Source organism: Marinilabilia rubra, from assembly GCF_003121985.1.
GTDB lineage: Bacteria > Bacteroidota > Bacteroidia > Bacteroidales > Marinilabiliaceae > Marinilabilia > Marinilabilia rubra.
The window spans coordinates 15,247-32,537 of sequence record NZ_QEWP01000001.1 but is presented as its reverse complement, the minus strand read 5'-3'; the positions used below and the strand labels follow the sequence as shown (position 1 = coordinate 32,537).

Below are 17,291 nucleotides of genomic sequence, written 5' to 3'. Positions count from 1 at the left end.
AAGCGTAACAGCCTGCCCCGATCCTTCGGGGACGCAAGTGGTACTTTATGGACAGAAACTAAATAGTTCAAAAAAAACCCACCAAATTAAATCAGTGGGTTTAAAATCATTCTCCAACCAAATACTAACACTAATGCTATTTATTTAAACCTTTTTCAATGCGCTTAACTTCCTCCAATAATAGCGGAAAAGCAGGATAAGTCATTCCATGTCCGTAACCGTCCAACTCAAACAGGCGGGTATCTTTATGCCCTGCCACTTTCATCATACGCATCATGTAAGCGTTTTCCTCATACCGGCCCAGCATCTCCAGTTCCCGATCTCCGGTAATCAACAAAAGAGGTGGAGCATCGGCTCTGACGTGGTAAAGCGGAGCCATATCATCGACAATTGGCCGGGTGCCGGGTATTCCTCTTTCCTTTCTGACAGTAAAATGGGTGATGGTGTGTCCGCTAAAAGGAATAAGACCTGCAATTTGATTGGCATTCACATCAAATTTGGCAAGCCAGCGTTTGTCCAATCCAACCATACTTGTAAGATAGCCTCCGGCAGAATGGCCGGACACGAAAACCATAGTGGAATCACCCCCGTACCGGTGGATGTTTTTGATGGTCCATGCCACCGCAGCAGCAGCGTCCTCAACATATTTTGGTGATTCAACTTTAGGATGCAAACGATAATTTACGCCAATTACACAGACTCCTTGATTCTTCAATGCTTCAGGGATTTCTTTTTGTCCTGCACTCAGCCCTCCACCGTGGAACCAAACGATGGAGCTGAAGTTTTCTTTATTTTCAGGATAATAAATATCCAATGCGCATCGCTCATTGATGTATGTGTCGGACTGATTCACCTCTGATGGGTAGTAATGAATATTTGTTTCTGATTTGTATTCCGTATCCTGTCCAACGGTATTGACGGTCAGAAAGATTAACAGTAATAGTAGTTTTGTGTGTTTCATATCACAATAGATCTTTAGATTTTTAGAAGTTAGATATTACAATACTCCGTTAAACTTTTATAAGGCACTTGTAGTCAACTATTTATATTTAAACGATTGTTTGTGCTAAGGTGCAGATTTTCAATATCATACAATTCATCTTATATCTTATGTCTATCCCGAAGCATCGGGACTAACGATCTATTGATATTAGACAAATCGCATAAAATTAATATTCTGAATTTTATCAAAAACATTCATTCAAACTTAAAAATTTCATTTCCGGAGCTTTGAAAAAGTATAAAATATCAAATGCATGTCATGTTGAGCGGAGGCGAAACATCTACACTTCAAAAAAAAGATTCTTCGACAAGCTACCAATGACATCAAAATTGGACTTTTGAGACAACCTCTTTTGTCAATTGAAAAACAAAAACCGACTATGCAAACAAAAAATTCAAATTTGGCAAAATAATTGATATAAATTCTTAAAGTTTTTTTTCCCAAAAACAACTCAACTCATGAAACAAACTTATTTGCTTACCCTTCTTGTAACCTTACTGGCATTAACCAGCTGCAGCACTTATCAATATGTCACTCTGGAAGACGCTCCTGCAACAAATGAAAATTCTTCATCCTCCATTAAAGATTCTGTTAAAGTGGCTTTTACCTTTACAGGAGATGGGGGGAATATTGTTATGCATATTCGGAATAATTCCGAACACCCCATTATTGTGGATAAAACCAAATCGAACCTCATCAAGGGTGAAAAAACCATCCCCCTCTGGGAGGACAAATCTGTTATCACCGCATCTTCCACCACGCGGCAGTCATCTGTGGACAAAAGGAATTATTACACCGACACAGATGGTCAAATCATCAAAGATGAAACACTTCTGTTCATCCCTCCTGCCAGCAAAGGCGAGCTCAATGGACCAAAGATTCAGACCAATTTTCTTGATTCAACGCCTAATGCTGAGATCAAAAAAATTTTGATCCCCACCCCTAACGGATCCTTCAAAGGGGAACAAATTCATTTTGGCAACAACTCTCCGCATCAGTTTCGTGTATTTCTGACTTTTTCTAAATATGGATCTGATGAGAAACCCTTTTTTATGGACAAAACATTCAATGCCAAAACATTGACCAACACTTCGGTAAAACCCAACAATTTCAACAAGAGCGGAGACAAACATTTCTATATAAAAGAAACAACCGGTTTTGGAACTTTCATGGGTGGAGTTGCCGGGTTAGGACTTCTCATTATCGCGGCTGTTGCCCAATAGCAAGATAAAGGCGATAGGCATTAAGTCTCCCCCTACAGGACTCCTAAGAACTGACTTCCTGCCTCTTACAAAACCTCAAGGCTTCGGTTTATTGTTGCGTGTTTTTGGGGGCCGAACCTTACCAATGGAAGATCAGGTACGGCAGATTCTTTCTGAAGAAAGCAGCAGAGCCGAAGCCGATCCGCCGGTTTACCTCCGGTGGCGGATCGGAATCTGCCAGACCTAATTCGATACTACCTGTTCAGGAGCACTGATGGTGCCCTTTTTACTTTTATATGAAAGATATTGGCCGGGTATTAAGTTATAGTCATCAGACTTACCCATCTAATGACTATAACTATATAACTTATCAGGCTATGGTAATCTCATCATTCAGGTATACGTCCTGGATAAGATTTAACAGCTCAATCCCTTCTTTCATGGGACGTTGAAATGCTTTTCGACCTGAAATCAACCCCGTACCGCCGGCACGTTTGTTTACCACCGCTGTTTTAACGGCCTCGGCAAAATCGCCGGCGCCCGAAGAAGCACCTCCGGAATTAATCAGTCCTATTTTGCCCATATAACAGTTGGCCACCTGATAGCGACAAAGGTCGATGGGGTTGTCGGAAGCCAGTTTCTTATACATATCCGGGTGTGTTTTACCAAACTTCAGTTCTTTAAAACCGCCATTGCAGGTTGGTAATTTCTGCTTAATGATATCGGCTTTAATGGTTACTCCCAGATGATTGGCCTGTCCTGTCAGATCGGCCGCTGTGTGGTAATCCTGCTGGTCGGTTTTGAAGTTGCTGTTGCGGGTGTAGCACCAAAGAACAGTGGCCATACCCAATTCATGTGCCTCCTCAAAAGCTTCGGCCACTTCAACAATTTGCCGGTCCGACTCCTCCGAGCCAAAATAAATGGTGGCACCTACTGCAGCAGCTCCCAGATTCCAGGCATCAGATACACTTCCAAACATAATCTGGTCATAGGTATTGGGAAAAGTCATCAACTCATTGTGATTGATCTTAACCAAAAAAGGAATTTTGTGGGCATACTTGCGGGCGTGCAACGACAGGCCTCCAAAGGTAGTGGCTACCGCATTGCAACCACCCTCGAGGGCAAGTTTGATAATATTCTCCGGATCGAAATAATCGGGGTTGGGGGCAAAAGAACTACCACCCGTGTGTTCTATCCCCTGATCGACGGGAAGTATAGACAAATACCCTGAACCGCCCAACCGGCCATGGTTGTAAATCCGTGAAAGATTAATCAGAGTATTGACATTGCGGTCGCTCAACCCAAAGGCTTTATCAATATAATCGGGGCCTGGCTTTAGCAACCTGTCTTTGGAAATTTTGGGCTGGTCAAACGTCAGCAGAGAGTCATCACTTCCCAGGTATTCAAGAATTTTTTCAGTGTTGTTTTTCAAGGTATCCATAACGGTCATTTTTTTGTGATTCAATTAAATGTAGCAATCCAACAGAAGAATGTCCAGTATCCGGATCATTTTTTCAATAGGAACAAGCTTTTAAATCAGAGGATGATTTAAATTTCATTACCACTAATCAGAGCTATTGGTTTTCCGGGACAATAGCTGTCCTTATGCGAATTTTTGTCTTATTTGTTCTACGTACCACACGGATACTATTCCAAAATGCCATGCGTTCGAACATAAACTTTTTTTCACAAGATTTATCTTGATATCCCCACCCGATTATTGTATCTTACACCTTGCATTTTTGTTATTTCTGTAGTGAAAAAAACAGAAAGATCCACCCGGCCTTTGGTTTTAAAGTAAAAGATGAGGAGAGAATATGAGGAAGTATTGCATTGAGAAAGTAAGGCCAAAGAAAAATTCCACCATTTTATGTTTGATCCTTTATTTGCTGTTAAGCAATGCTTCTCCATCTTTTTCAAAACCCATTTCATCATTACAGGCTTTTCCTGAGGCGTTTTGTCCGGCCTGTATCACCCTGCTCAACACGGGCATGCAAAATGATACATTTCTTACTTTCATTGCTAATCCGGAAACATCTCCAATTTCAACGCACCGGTCAGCCAATCCCGGCTTCTTATTTATCGGCATCTTAGCAGGGCTCACATTTCTTCTGTTTTTTATGTTTTTCCGGACCAGGTATTACCAGAAGAGATATCTGATTCTCAAAAAACAAAATGAAGAACTTCTGAAAAAGAGCTCAGCACCCCCTGAATCACCGAAAAACATTAACGGCTTTTCTGTAAAGACCAACAACAATCCTTTCAGAATCAGAGATTGCGTCTTTATTAAAAACCATGAGCGAATGGTTAAAATTCCCCTGAAGGACATTCTCTTCATTAAGGCAGACCGCAACTATTGCTCTCTTCATACCAAACAAAAAGAGTATTTGGTCGTGATGCCTCTTAAGGATTTAGGTGAAAAGTTGACTTCAAAACAATTTCTCAGGATCCATCGCTCTTTCATCATAAATCTTTTACACGTTGATGAAATCGGGACCGGACATGTAGTAATCTCAAAAAAAACTGTTCCTTTAAGCAAATCCTCAAAGGAAGAACTTCTCAAGCATTTGCAAACCATCTGAGCAAATTTTACGCTAAGCAGAGTCTGTCCATAAAGTACCATTAGCTTCGCAAGCCCCCGAAGAAAAACCGGGGCAGGCTTTGCAACTGGCACTTTCTGACCAGACACATGGCTACTTAGTTTACAGACAGGTACCAGGTAAAGGTTAGACTTCTGATCTATTGCGTTTTATCAAGACAATCTTCCTTTCACTTTCAATACTTCTCCCTTCGTCAGCATCAGAAATCAATGTCTCAGGAGTAGGTTGAATGTACCCCAAAAATTTCCCGGGAAGAACAGAACATACGTTCGGACGGTTTTCGGACCTTTTGGTCCTAATTAAGTTTTTTTTTGCTGGTTTTGAATGTAAATTGCTGCTACAAATTAAAATTATTTAATAAAGGTGTCATGAAAAAACTAATGTTGTTAACAGTGGTTCTGGTTCTTCCCCTATTTGGAGCAGAAAGCCAGAAAAAGGACATTCAGAATGTTCCGTTTATTGGATCCGAAGCCCCCTCATTTGTGGGTATGTCTACCAATGGAGAAATAGCCTTCCCCGAGGATTTTGGAAACAGCTGGAAAATCCTGTTCGCTCACCCCAAAGACCACACCCCCGTTTGCTCCTCAGAGATTTTGGAATTGGCCCATCAGGAAAAAGAGTTCGCCAAACTGGGTGCCAGCCTTGTTGTTGTTTCAACAGATTTGCTGGACTCCCACAACAATTGGAAAATGGCACTGGAAGAAGTTAAGTTCAATGGAAGGGAACCGATAAAAATAAATTTCCCTATTGTGGATGACAATTCCATGAAGATTATCAAAAGCTACGGCATGCTGGATATGGGACCCACAATCGGACAAAGTGTACGCGGTGTATTTTTTGTTGACCCCGAGAACCGGATCAGGGCTTACTATTTTTATCCAAACGAAGTAGGACGGAATGTGGAAGAAATGAAAAGAACACTTATCGCCCTCCAAACCAATTACGAAGACCACAGGGTAGTACTTCCCGTTAACTGGCAGCCGGGCGACGATGTAATGCTCAAATATCTGGATAGTGAGCAATTAGCAGAAGTAGACCTTCCCGGCTCAAAATACTACCGGAAAGCCTGGTTTATGAATTACATGAGAGCAAAGTAAACTATTGCTGTCGTTCAATATAAAAAAGTAACCGGCTGGCCTTACAGGATAGTGACAGCCGGTTAAAATTTATATTTGAACAGGGAATACAGTATTTACTAACGGACCTCAAACTTAACACTTGAAACCTCAGCCGAAGAGGAATAACGGAGAATATACAATCCTGTTGGCAATGAAGGCAAAACCACTCTGGTCTCAGCATTTCTGTTGTTCCCCCAATTCTCCTCCCATAACACCTTCCCGTCTATTGCAACTACCTGAAGCTGCATATTTTCTGATACATTAACTCCACCTATCCAAACCACATGCCTGCCTCCCTCATAACCAACCTTTACAACAGGACTATCTTCAACATCAACCCGATTATCTAATGGTACCAGAGGAATTCCGGTAACGGTAATATCATCAATCCCGGCCCCCATCCCCCAACGGTAATTGTCATCATAATAAAAGACTAATCGTGTATTAGATCTTCGCATCTCCTCAGTAATGTCAATATTCATAGATTCCCAGGAAGAAGATTTAGACAGCTTCACAATTTCAATGCAAGAATCCCCTTCTTTACAGGCCATAATCACCAATTCATCAATGGCGTCATAAATTCCGGTAACCAACAAATAATTAAATGAAAGAGTCACTCTTTCGTACAAATCCAGAGCCAGTGGAGGAGACCGGGCCCCGTCCCAAACGTGAACCCCTTCGCCTGCTGAATAAGAATCAGCTCCCAGGAAACTCCCTGTATTATTACCAAAATCCAGATAATAGGAAGAAAGCGTAGAGCTATTGCCCCACAGCCAACCGGTGGTATCGTCCTTAATACTCCAATCAACGGGTTCTTCCTCGAACGTTACAACATAAGGCAGAAGTTCCTGCTCATGAGGTTTGGCAACAACCTCATTGGTGGGAAGGCTTTGATTAGCAAAACTGCCATATTCCGCGGTTACATAATAGGAGTATTCAATATCATTTTGAACGCTGCTATCTAACCAGGCTGTATCATGGCAGGTGGCAAAGCAGCTCCCGTTTCTGTATATATTGTAGCCAGAAGGCTCACCCTCATCAGGAGCATACCACGTAAGAAAAACTTCACTATCATCAGAGATCCTTTCAAGATTAGAAGGAGGATAAAGGCCTGATGATAAATCCTGTCCGGAAATAATCAAGCTGAAGGATTGTTTTCCATATTTCAGCCCGGCCCGCGAGGAAATGCGAATTAAGTACTCTCCTTCCATTGGATTGGACAGGACTACCTGTTCTACATTATCGAGATTGTTTATTCCTTTGATAGCAGGAGCCGAGGGTTCGTCAGGATCCAAAACCCAGGGGTAAAAAACAGTACCATCGTTTAACCGGACCAATTCAATATCCAGATTATTTACCAACACAGGGGTTTCATCATCCAGCACATATTCGGCAATTTGCCCGGCGGGATCGGTCCAGCAGAGTGTCACCTTCAATTCGGGACAGTCACCAGGTATGTATATCTCATGATAAAAGACAGTTTCATCGGCCAGCTCATCTTCCATAACTGACTGCCCCCCTGATGATCTGTTGGTCTTTAACAATTCCACAGCCGCTGATGCATTAATCAGGCCCCATCCAAACCGGTAATCAGGTCCGGGATAAGCCCCTGCTTCCCTGGCAGAATGAATCAACAACCCTTTTACACTAGAGGCAGCCAAAGGCACTCCCGGCTGGCATTCCTTCTGCATCTGATTGATGAGCGTAACAACTCCCGACACAGATGCTGCTGCCATAGAGGTGCCATCATAAGTTTCGTATTGGTTTACATTCTGTGCAATGGAAGAATATATAGAAGTGCCATTGGCTACCAGATCGGGTTTAATACGCCCATCATCGGTAGGTCCCCAGCTACTGAAAATGCTCATTTCAACATCTTCGGGCCCTGAATAACCTGACAGCACCTCGGCAACTGCTCCAACTGTGATGATATTTTTGGCTACCGACATGGAGCCCATACATTCATAACCATCCGAAGAGCCATCTGGAGGATGATAATCATTAGCCTCATACCAATGGTCTGAAAAATCGAAATGGGGGGTGTTTTCAGGAGGAGCATCATTACGGTCATTGCCGGCTGATTTTACAATCAAATACCATGGTGCCAGGTAAGTCAATAAATCCAGGTCATAACTTTCTTTTGAATATCTGCCAAAATTCAAATCCTCATCGGTGGAAATGTCAAGATCACCGTACCAGTACCAGGCTTCATCTCCCGGGTTGTACTTCCACCCGCAAATGGTGCCATAGGAATGATTTGAAGCCAATAATCCATCAGCCGCTTCGGAACCCATTTCCGACACATCGAAATTAAAATCATAAGCCACGACAGTTCCCAAAGGGGCCATGCCATGACATGACTTATCCACCCCTCCGGCCACCATCGTGCCAGCCAGGTGGGTGGAATGATCATTACAGGCATTGGGTTGGTCTCTTTGGATAATCCGACTTTCGCCCGTTTGAAAAAACTCATTGTGTTCAGTCAACACACCTCCGCCATCCCATAATCCGGTAATAATTCCTTTCCCGGATAGTTCATTCTCCGGCTCATCCCATAACACATCAACACCTGCAGTAATGGCAGCATCAAGGTTGTGAGTGTGTATCCATACCGGATGTTGATGCTCGAAACGCCGCAAGAGCAACGCAACACCATCTCCACCCGAAAAGGAGGACCGATAATTATTTTTTCGGGCCAGGGAATCTACAACATACTGCTGCTGACGATACCATTGGGCCCAATTCATGGAATAATCTCTTATTGCTTTCCTTTGCTGGTCCCGGAGAGTCATGCTCCGGAGCTGACCATTAACGGAGAGCCCGGAACATGCCAGCAACAAAAAAGTCAGCCAAGCAGCTACCAAAGAAAATTTTGATATCATAATAAATTCTCTCAGCCCGTTTCTCGGATCTTAAGCACCTCCTGAACAGGCACAACAATCAAAAACAGGACTACTCGGCAGGAGAATACCCGGGCAAAAAAATGACATTACTGTCGCCATGTACAAAGTCAAGTACCTGAACGGCATCATCGGCGGCAAGAGCAAAACCCCCGGCAGCGTCTACCGTCTCTTCAGTCCCCCACCGGGATGTAAATAGTCCGTTGGTTTCAAAATAATCAGCAATTGAGAAAATAGCCGGACTCGCAGAGTTTCCATTCTCATCGATGGGATAATACACATTATTCCAAACCAAAAACTGGATGTACCTGTTCTCATAAGTTTCTCTGCGGTTGTAGCTATAGGAAGAGCCCATCCCGTCGAAATCAAGGAAATTAAAATACCGTTTTTGCTCGCCCAGAAAGTTATACTCATGGGGGTTCACAATAGGATTAATTCCCCAGCAGTTAACAAATCCATTGATGTAAACCATTTCATCCAGGGTGAGCGTACCGGTTTTATCTGATCCTGCTGCCAGACAGGAAGCCGCCAGCTCAAGAGGTTTAAAGTTGTAAGGGTCCTGTCCAAGGAATGCCAAACGGTTAGGTCCGTCATCAGTAGGCTCAAACAGCCATTTCATCAGGTATTGATAAAGCGCCATGTTTTCACGGGGAGAATCGATGGTTTTGGTATATCGCGTTAATTCCCCCTCCACCATAAGGTCATAAGTCGAAGTTAACCGTCCGCAAAAGTCAACCGTAATCACTGCATTAGGCGCAGTAAGGGTTTTCATGGCTTCCTCAAAAGCCTGGTCCAAAACATCCTGGGGGGAACGGACAATATTTAAACGTCCAAATTCAACTTCAGATGCCAGTTCGGGGTTTAATAGTTCACCTTCAGCATCCAATTCCAGAGCATTGCCGTTGGCATCCACCGGTTGAACGTACCATTCACCTGCAATTTCAACCATTTCAGGCACACCATTTTCTTCTCTCAGGAGCACATAAAGATCTCCATAATCCCCACCTCTGGAGGTGCCGCTTTCATCGTTTCGTTTGATGTGAGGATTTTCGCTTGTATTGCCATTGGCCCAATTCGGACGGTCGCTGTCGTCATCTCCGTCCGTCCACATACGTCCTTTTTGGCATCCGGATAGAACAGCCAGTATGAGTAAGGCTGGTAATAATAATTTCTTCATCCTTCAGGTTTTTAAGAATTGTTTTATTAAAAGAGGCAACATCACAGATGGCTCCCGAAAAATTCAGAAAGCCGAGTAACCGTTAAAAAACCTACATCCCTTCAGAATAAACGGAATGGGGTATTTGTGAGAGCCCTGCCTGCTATTCCCGGGAAATCGTTTTAAAGCAGAAAGGCAGAAGTTCGTTGGCAGATTGACAAAGGATAATAATCCTCTTCATTTTCCTGCCCACTCCAGGTTAACACATGTACTCAATTAAAATTAAGGAAATACCAATGGTGCTTCAATACCACGGTTGAGGATTTTAAATACCCATTTCGTCGAGAGAAGCTAACCAAATGGGGTAAAAAGGGAAGCCCTGATTCAGTCGGTACATTGAACCCGTTCATTCCGGCAAAGGATGCCTTGAGAACAAGCATATTTGAGAAGACCAAGAACATTTTTGGCTCCTACTTTTCGCATAATGTTTTTCCGGTGGGTACGAACCGTAGATTCGCTGATGTTAAAAACCTCCGCTATCTGCTTTGGGGTTTGCAGATCAATAAAGGAATTTAAAATTTCCTTTTCCCGGGCACTTAATTCATTTTTCCCGTTTCCGTTCTGTACATGAATCTGATGATTTAAAACTTCAGTAATAACGGAACAAAAGTATTTTTTTTCGTTGCTGACCTGCTGAAGGGCCATCATCAGGTTTTTTCCTCCACAGCTCTTCAGTACATAACCATCAAGGCCGGCATCAAGTATGTCTATTAAGAGAGTATTTTCTTTCAGAAAGCCTATTAAAAGGACTCTTTGCTCATATTTCTTTAACTCCTGAATGTGTTTTAAGACTGACTGATCGGGGCAGAGTGTCTCCAGGATAACTACAGAAAACGGCTGAGCGATTTGTATCGTTTCATCGTTTAATGGCAGTAACTCCTGAACTATGAATTGATCACTTTGATTGATCAAAGCCTGAAGAGCCTCTCCCCATAGCTGATGAAGGTACAATATGGCAACTCTTTTCTTCATCTCAATAAAATTTGATTCTCATGGCCCGATGAAAGTTCCCGGACATCAGAAGTTACAATTATTTGAATTTTTATGCCTTCATTTTGTACCAACACCTTAAAATTAAAGGTTATCTGCAATATTTAAAGATTTATCCCTCATATTGAACTACCAGAAACTCTCCCCCTTCAAAAACTAAAGCTACCAAATGCCCCATTCCGCCCATGGATTGATAAACACAACCGGCATCTATATTTACCGGACTGCTCATCTCCTGAGACAACACAAAATCAAGGGGACGTGGGGTGTGACCGTGGATCAGGACTTTTCCACCCAAAAAGGAATGGTCAACCGGAAAATCGCGAATCCAAAGCATGGACTCAGCATCGTTAAAAGGATCATCCACACCAAAATCCAACCCGGCATGCACAGCCACAAACTTTTCCCCATTGACATACATACGGGTTTGCCCGAAAAAGTTAATATACGGGGCCGGAATTTCATCTACAGAATCAACGCCAAAACTTCGAAGTGTTTCCCCGCCTCCATTCATCAACCACAATTTTTGAGACCTTCTACCATTTAGACTATCCAGCAACATCTGCTCGTGATTACCACGAAGCGTAATCACATGGAAACCTTCACTCTGTAATTCCATAACATAATCTATCACGCCTTTGCTATCGGGGCCCCGATCGATGTAATCGCCAATAAAACAGAGCAAATCTTCTTTAACCGGCCTTATCTTTTCAGTAATCAGTTTTTTTAAAGTCCGGCAGCAACCGTGAACATCTCCTATGAAGTAGGTATTGGGCATTAATATATTTTTAGATGGTTAGATTTAAGACTTTTAGACAATAGAGGTTAGAGGTTGGAAATCAGAGGATAGAAATTTGATCTATTTAAGCCATATTTGGGCTTTTAAGTGGCTGTCAAAGGTCCGGGTTTAATGTCATTCTGAGCTTGCCGAAGAAGCTGTTCATCTGGTAAACAGATATTTCCCTCCAGCATAAATTACAAAAAGAATGGTCAAACATCAACCCTGGTGTTTATGCGTGCTAATCTTATTTGCCCCATAAGATTCAAGCACAAATGCGCCTTGTGTAGTATAACAACTCTAAACTTTTATTAAAAAGCCCCTCCCTTTAAGCGGGTAGAAAAATTTATTACTTTTGTGCTTCAAATTGTTCCAAAAAATCAGACACAATGCTTGATAAGATAAAAGATTTACTGGAAGAGGTCAAAGGGTTGACTGCCGAAACGGCTGAGGAAGCAGAACAACTGCGCATCAAATATCTGAGTAAGAAAGGCATCATTCCTTCGCTCTTCAATGAGTTTAAGAGTGTACCCAACGATCAGAAAAAAGCAGTGGGACAGGCCATTAATGAGCTGAAGAATACCGCGCAGGAATCCATCAACAACCTGAAGGAGCAATTTGAGCAGTCCAATTTAACATCCGGAGCGTCTGACCTGACGCTTCCCGGAAGCCAGATGCCCATTGGCAGTCGCCACCCGCTGTCAATTGTACGCAAACAGATTGTGGATATTTTCGACCGCATTGGTTTTACTGTGGCTGAAGGTCCTGAGATTGAGGACGACTGGCACGTGTTTGAAGCTTTGAACTTCCCCCCTGAGCACCCGGCACGAGATATGCAGGATACCTTCTTTATCAATCAGGATCCGGATATTTTGTTGCGTACGCATACCTCATCGGTGCAGATCCGCACCATGGAAAATCAGCAGCCCCCCATCCGGGCCATTTTCCCGGGACGCGTTTTCCGCAACGAGGCCATTTCAGCCCGGGCGCACTGTATTTTCCACCAGGTAGAAGGCCTTTACATTGATGAAGATGTTTCATTTGCCGACTTACGTCAGACATTGCTTTACTTTGCGAAAGAGATGTTTGGTAAAGAGACGCGCATTCGTCTGAGACCTTCATATTTCCCCTTTACCGAACCATCGGCAGAGATGGACATCTCATGTACGCTGTGTGGTGGTGAAGGCTGTAACATCTGTAAGTACACCGGATGGGTGGAAATTCTGGGATGTGGCATGGTTGACCCTGCTGTATTGAGCAATTGCAACATCGACCCCGAAAAATACACCGGCTTTGCCTTTGGTATGGGCATCGAGCGTATTGCCATGCTGAAGTACCAGATCAACGACATACGCCTCTTTTTCGAGAACGATGTCCGCTTCCTGGAACAATTTAAGGCAGAATCTTAAAGACCTTATTTAAACGCGGAGACGCAATGACGCAGAGTTTTTATTGAAAATATTCAAACCGCGGATCTTTGGGTTCGCGGTTTTTTTGTGGATTTTGGTGAGACACTAAAACACTTTTTACCAGCCAATATAGTTTAGAAGTTTGTGGGACAGGAGATCTTTTCAGGATTGAAAATCAAGGGCTATAATGGCGGGTTGCAAACCCGCAATTATAAGTCAGCTGGATTGCAATTCCTGCTGAGAAGGGGGGGGAAAACAGTCGCTCAGCAGGGGTTAAATTAATGATGCACTAAAAACAAAAAACACCTACCTTTATAAGAGCAAGAGCAAACAATGACGTCAAATTTGAACTTTTCGGACAGCCTTATTTTACAAATTCAATCTTTATATATTATTATATACTAATCAATCTTTTAAGGAGGTCATACATGAGAAAGTTTATCCATGCATTCACCATGCTCGCCGGCATCGTCATGATCCTGATTAGCCAGGCCTGTTCAAAAGACGATTCCACCAATCTCCACCAGGAGAGACTCGAGATCGGACGTGCCCTGCTCGAAGTGCAGGCGCCTAACGTAGATGAAGTCCTGCCGTACTATACGGACGACATAGAGTACCACGATCCGATCGTTGACATCTATGGAATTCAGGATATGACTGCATTCTTCAATCAACTCATTACTGATGCTTCTCCCAATCTTGTCACTATTGTGGAGGACGAAACCCTCATCGACGACATCTACTCAGCTACGTGGACCATGTCGGGGGATTTCCTCAATGTTCCTTATCAGGCCAAAGGGATCTCAATCTTCAAATTCTCACCCAACTCTTCACAGGTGTACTACCAACGTGACTACTATTCCGAAGGCGATATCATGGCCACTATTCCCGGTCTGGATGAGGCAATAGGTGGCTTCAGGATGTACTACAGATGCTCTGTTGATCCTACCTATGACTGCCCACTCGCGAATGTCCCTCTCAACGCCGAAAACAACCAACTGCGTTCTCTAAAACAGATAAGTAAGGATCAGCTGGTGGTTGGTCGTCAACTGGTCGAGATCAATGCCGGGAACTGGACAAACGTACTCCCCTTCCTGGAGAGTAACTACGAATACCACGACCCCATCGTCGACATCTTTACCCCTGCCACCATGACCGAGTTTCTGGGCCGTCTGTTTGCAGGATCGTCGGACCTGTACACTACAGTCGAGGACGAGACTATGGTAGACGATATTTATATGGCGACGTGGACCATGTCCGGTGAATTTAACGGAGCTCCTTTTAGCGCGCCAGGTATGTCAATCGTGAAGTTTGTTGAAGGTACAACACAAACCTATTACTCCCGGGACTACTACACAGAGGGTGACGTAATGCTTGGCGTTCCTGATCTCAGAGATGCCGTACTCGGTTTTCGCGATTACTACCGAAGCGCCGTTGATCCAACCTACGTCAGTCCCCAGTAGGGCGAGTGCATCTGTCCCTGCCATTCGGAATATCAGGTACTATACCCCGCTCAGCCGGATTTCTTTGCAAGACAAAGCGGCATAGCCGAAAGGCAATCCGGTTGTTCTTAACTGCGGGTTTGCAACCCGCTGCAAAGTCTAAATTATGAAGAATTAGAAATCAAAGATAACTATCCACAAATTGCCGCTCAACTCCGCCATTTTCATATTGCAAAGAGATCCTTCCCTCCAGCAGCAATATCGACTTGTTAAAAAACCCTAAATACAAAAACCGAAAGAGAAAACACTTGCTTTCAAGTATTTGGATTTTCGACTCACCAATAACCAAATAATTCTTCATAAGCTGTTTTTAAAACTTTAACAAAGTATTGATGTAAGAATCTTAAGGAATTCCTTTATTTCGCACCCTTAAAATTTTTTACCAATAGTTTTTACAAGAGATTTATGAATCAAACTGCCGCATGGGCCAATCTTCAACCCAGCCAAGTAAATGATGTTGCCGGAAATGGTGCAGAAAGTAGTGAATTGGAGGTTCCGCCATAACTCAAGCCACTCCAATGAAATTGCCTATAATTCTTATTTCAAATTTTTAGTGCCGGTTGAGTAAAAAACTTATCAGGCACCCTGCCTTCATTTTGAAGCATACCACCCGGGACGAATTCAAGTACAGAAAAATAAGTGGTAGCTCTAAATCTCAAACAATCGTAATGAAGAATTTCAAGAACAAGTATTTTGATATTTCAAAACCGGTTTTCATACCGGCAGCCATAATCACCTTTCTATTTGTCAGTTTAACCATCCTTTTCAGCGACAGAGCTGAAGCCGGATTTTCCGGTTTTCAGTATTATATGTCGAGTAATTTTGGCTGGTTCATCTCCCTGTGCATCAATTACTTTTTAATATTTGTACTATATCTGGCATTCAGCAAATTCGGAAACATCCGAATAGGCGGGAAAGATGCGAAACCCAGTTTCAGCAAGTTTTCCTGGGTCGCAATGCTGTTTTCTGCCGGCATGGGCATTGGCCTGGTCTATTTTAGTGTAGCAGAACCTATGCTGCATTTTAACAATCCCATTATTGAAGGGGCCTCGGATGTTGAGAAAGCCCGTTTGGCCATTCGCAACACCTATTTTCATTATGGTTTCCATGTTTGGGGAATATACATGTTGCTCGGTATTGCACTGGCCTATTTTACCTTTAACAAGAACGCAGCATTATCATTAAAATCGACCCTGGTTCCGTTATTTGGTAACCGCCTGAATGGATGGCCAGGCCATATAATTGATATTGTGGCTGTTTTGGCAACACTCTTTGGACTGGCCACCTCACTCGGCTTTGGTGCATTGCAGTTCAGCACCGGCTTATCTGAGTATTTTGGACTGGAGAACTCCACCAGTTTACAAGTCTGTTCCATCATAGGAATAACATTAATTGCTACCATCTCGGTGGTAACAGGTTTAAATAAAGGACTCAAATATTTAAGCAATGCCAATATCATCATAGCACTGGTTGTATTCGCATTTGTGCTGATTTTAGGGAGTTCCCTGCGCTTGATCGATGGTTTTGTGGAAAGCTTAGGGACTTACCTTTCAGGTCTGGTTGAATTGAGCTTATTCCGAAATCAGTATGGCACTCCCGGCGACTGGTTTAAAGGCTGGTCGATGTTCTACTGGGTATGGTGGATTTCGTGGTCGCCATTTGTGGGAACTTTTGTTGCCAGAATTTCCAAAGGCCGAACCATCCGGGAAATTGGGGTTTTTGGACTCGTCATTCCTTCTGTTTTTTCCTTTTTATGGATGTCTGTTCTGGGGGGAACCGCTCTAAACCTCCAGTTAGATGGCAGCCTGGATATTGCCTCCATCGTGGCACAGGACAGCTCAGTGGGACTCTTCAAAATGCTGGAGACTCTGCCTTTATATGAAATCACCGCATTTATATGCATTGTTTTGGTGGGTACTTTCTTCATTACATCATCCGACAGTGGTTCTTTGGTGGTAGATATGATGACAGCAGGCGGAAAATTGAATGCCCCAAAAGGACAAAAGGTATTTTGGGCTTTCATGGAAGGCGCCATTGCCATTGCATTATTAGTAGGAGGCGGATTAACGGCCCTTCAATCGGCTTCTATTTCAACCGGCTTCCCTTTTGCCATGATCCTGGTGCTGGTCAGTTTGTCCTTAATCAAAAGTTTAAAACAGGATGAGCAGTTAAAGAGCTGATCATTTTATTATTTGGGGCTGGCTGAGAAACACTTATATATCTACGCATCAGTACATCGAGGGTACTTTAACAAAAATGAGGTGCAAGGATGTTTGTTTGGAATCACAATTAGCTTTGCACTTGAGAAATTCTTTAGGATAAAATTTTAGTTGTTTTTGTTCTGAAAGATTGTTTAAAAACAGCTACGCATCTTAGTATTTAAAAGGCGCGCGGGCCCGTCCGTTTTCCGGGCCGGCGGTTGGCGAGAAGGCTTAATGGGTGACTTCCAGGCCTTGCGGGCTAGCCGGAAATTAAGCCTGATGCGGGTGGAAAGGTTTAAACGGACTTCCCGAGAATAGTTTTTGTGGGTTTTTGGCCTAACAAAAACCTTACAAAACTTAATTCGGGATTTT

The 17,291-nt window shown here is 43.1% G+C and carries 14 protein-coding genes; 6 read left to right on the top strand and 8 right to left on the bottom strand.

Annotated elements, in window-relative coordinates:
* Positions 1 to 136 precede the first annotated feature (136 nt).
* Complete coding sequence (locus DDZ16_RS00125; protein ID WP_109262390.1) at positions 137 to 961, bottom strand: alpha/beta hydrolase; 825 nt, start codon at positions 959 to 961, stop codon at positions 137 to 139.
* Between the two features lie 500 nt (positions 962 to 1,461).
* Between DDZ16_RS00125 and DDZ16_RS00120 the strand changes: the two genes are divergently transcribed.
* Positions 1,462 to 2,226 carry a hypothetical protein gene (locus DDZ16_RS00120; protein WP_109262389.1) on the top strand — a complete coding sequence of 255 codons (765 nt, stop codon included), beginning with the start codon at positions 1,462 to 1,464 and terminating at the stop codon, positions 2,224 to 2,226.
* A gap of 349 nt (positions 2,227 to 2,575) precedes the next feature.
* Here the strand turns inward: DDZ16_RS00120 and DDZ16_RS00115 are convergent, their stop codons facing one another.
* Positions 2,576 to 3,646, bottom strand: coding sequence for a class I fructose-bisphosphate aldolase (locus DDZ16_RS00115; RefSeq protein ID WP_109262897.1), 1,071 nt, complete (start codon positions 3,644 to 3,646; stop codon positions 2,576 to 2,578).
* Positions 3,647 to 4,087: 441 nt separating this feature from the next.
* Positions 4,088 to 4,309, bottom strand: a complete 222-nt coding sequence (locus tag DDZ16_RS20670) for a hypothetical protein (RefSeq protein ID WP_158275579.1) — start codon at positions 4,307 to 4,309, stop codon at positions 4,088 to 4,090.
* Positions 4,310 to 4,508: 199 nt separating this feature from the next.
* Between DDZ16_RS20670 and DDZ16_RS20665 the strand changes: the two genes are divergently transcribed.
* Complete coding sequence (locus tag DDZ16_RS20665; RefSeq protein WP_158275578.1) at positions 4,509 to 4,787, top strand: LytR/AlgR family response regulator transcription factor; 279 nt, start codon at positions 4,509 to 4,511, stop codon at positions 4,785 to 4,787.
* Between the two features lie 386 nt (positions 4,788 to 5,173).
* Entirely contained in the window at positions 5,174 to 5,902 is a 729-nt protein-coding gene (locus DDZ16_RS00105; RefSeq protein ID WP_109262387.1) for a redoxin domain-containing protein, read from the top strand.
* A 98-nt stretch (positions 5,903 to 6,000) separates the two neighbouring features.
* Here DDZ16_RS00105 and DDZ16_RS00100 read toward each other — a convergent pair whose 3' ends face one another.
* The 4 genes from DDZ16_RS00100 to DDZ16_RS00085 all read right to left on the bottom strand — a co-directional run bounded on the left by DDZ16_RS00100 (position 6,001) and on the right by DDZ16_RS00085 (position 11,807).
* Positions 6,001 to 8,805, bottom strand: a complete 2,805-nt coding sequence (locus tag DDZ16_RS00100; RefSeq protein WP_109262386.1) for a S8 family peptidase — start codon at positions 8,803 to 8,805, stop codon at positions 6,001 to 6,003.
* 70 nt (positions 8,806 to 8,875) lie between these two features.
* Positions 8,876 to 10,000, bottom strand: coding sequence for a hypothetical protein (locus tag DDZ16_RS00095; RefSeq protein ID WP_109262385.1), 1,125 nt, complete (start codon positions 9,998 to 10,000; stop codon positions 8,876 to 8,878).
* Positions 10,001 to 10,363: 363 nt separating this feature from the next.
* Positions 10,364 to 11,011, bottom strand: coding sequence for a LuxR C-terminal-related transcriptional regulator (locus tag DDZ16_RS00090; RefSeq protein WP_109262384.1), 648 nt, complete (start codon positions 11,009 to 11,011; stop codon positions 10,364 to 10,366).
* Between the two features lie 130 nt (positions 11,012 to 11,141).
* Positions 11,142 to 11,807: a metallophosphoesterase family protein gene (locus DDZ16_RS00085; protein ID WP_109262383.1), complete on the bottom strand. Its 666-nt coding sequence runs from the start codon at positions 11,805 to 11,807 to the stop codon at positions 11,142 to 11,144.
* 389 nt (positions 11,808 to 12,196) lie between these two features.
* Here DDZ16_RS00085 and pheS point away from each other — a divergent pair, with 389 nt between their 5' ends.
* The gene (gene pheS, locus DDZ16_RS00080) at positions 12,197 to 13,216 is read left to right on the top strand and encodes a phenylalanine--tRNA ligase subunit alpha (RefSeq protein ID WP_109262382.1); all 1,020 of its coding nucleotides are present in this window, start codon (positions 12,197 to 12,199) and stop codon (positions 13,214 to 13,216) included.
* 428 nt (positions 13,217 to 13,644) lie between these two features.
* Positions 13,645 to 14,679, top strand: a complete 1,035-nt coding sequence (locus DDZ16_RS00075; RefSeq protein ID WP_109262381.1) for a nuclear transport factor 2 family protein — start codon at positions 13,645 to 13,647, stop codon at positions 14,677 to 14,679.
* 160 nt (positions 14,680 to 14,839) lie between these two features.
* Here the strand turns inward: DDZ16_RS00075 and DDZ16_RS00070 are convergent, their stop codons facing one another.
* Positions 14,840 to 15,019, bottom strand: coding sequence for a hypothetical protein (locus DDZ16_RS00070; protein ID WP_109262380.1), 180 nt, complete (start codon positions 15,017 to 15,019; stop codon positions 14,840 to 14,842).
* A gap of 367 nt (positions 15,020 to 15,386) precedes the next feature.
* On the opposite strand from DDZ16_RS00070, the gene DDZ16_RS00065 reads away from it, so the two are divergent.
* Positions 15,387 to 16,898, top strand: a complete 1,512-nt coding sequence (locus DDZ16_RS00065; RefSeq protein ID WP_109262379.1) for a BCCT family transporter — start codon at positions 15,387 to 15,389, stop codon at positions 16,896 to 16,898.
* Positions 16,899 to 17,291 lie beyond the last annotated feature (393 nt).

Excerpts from the sequence above, each read along its gene's own strand:
- DDZ16_RS00125 (WP_109262390.1), bottom strand. The coding sequence starts at position 961 with ATGAAACACACAAAACTACTATTACTGTTAATCTTTCTGACCGTCAAT.
- DDZ16_RS00120 (WP_109262389.1), top strand. The coding sequence starts at position 1,462 with ATGAAACAAACTTATTTGCTTACCCTTCTTGTAACCTTACTGGCATTA.
- DDZ16_RS00115 (WP_109262897.1), bottom strand. The coding sequence starts at position 3,646 with ATGGATACCTTGAAAAACAACACTGAAAAAATTCTTGAATACCTGGGA.
- DDZ16_RS20665 (WP_158275578.1), top strand. The coding sequence starts at position 4,509 with ATGGTTAAAATTCCCCTGAAGGACATTCTCTTCATTAAGGCAGACCGC.
- DDZ16_RS00105 (WP_109262387.1), top strand. The coding sequence starts at position 5,174 with ATGAAAAAACTAATGTTGTTAACAGTGGTTCTGGTTCTTCCCCTATTT.
- DDZ16_RS00100 (WP_109262386.1), bottom strand. The coding sequence starts at position 8,805 with ATGATATCAAAATTTTCTTTGGTAGCTGCTTGGCTGACTTTTTTGTTG.
- DDZ16_RS00095 (WP_109262385.1), bottom strand. The coding sequence starts at position 10,000 with ATGAAGAAATTATTATTACCAGCCTTACTCATACTGGCTGTTCTATCC.
- DDZ16_RS00090 (WP_109262384.1), bottom strand. The coding sequence starts at position 11,011 with ATGAAGAAAAGAGTTGCCATATTGTACCTTCATCAGCTATGGGGAGAG.
- DDZ16_RS00085 (WP_109262383.1), bottom strand. The coding sequence starts at position 11,807 with ATGCCCAATACCTACTTCATAGGAGATGTTCACGGTTGCTGCCGGACT.
- pheS (WP_109262382.1), top strand. The coding sequence starts at position 12,197 with ATGCTTGATAAGATAAAAGATTTACTGGAAGAGGTCAAAGGGTTGACT.
- DDZ16_RS00075 (WP_109262381.1), top strand. The coding sequence starts at position 13,645 with ATGAGAAAGTTTATCCATGCATTCACCATGCTCGCCGGCATCGTCATG.
- DDZ16_RS00070 (WP_109262380.1), bottom strand. The coding sequence starts at position 15,019 with ATGAAGAATTATTTGGTTATTGGTGAGTCGAAAATCCAAATACTTGAA.
- DDZ16_RS00065 (WP_109262379.1), top strand. The coding sequence starts at position 15,387 with ATGAAGAATTTCAAGAACAAGTATTTTGATATTTCAAAACCGGTTTTC.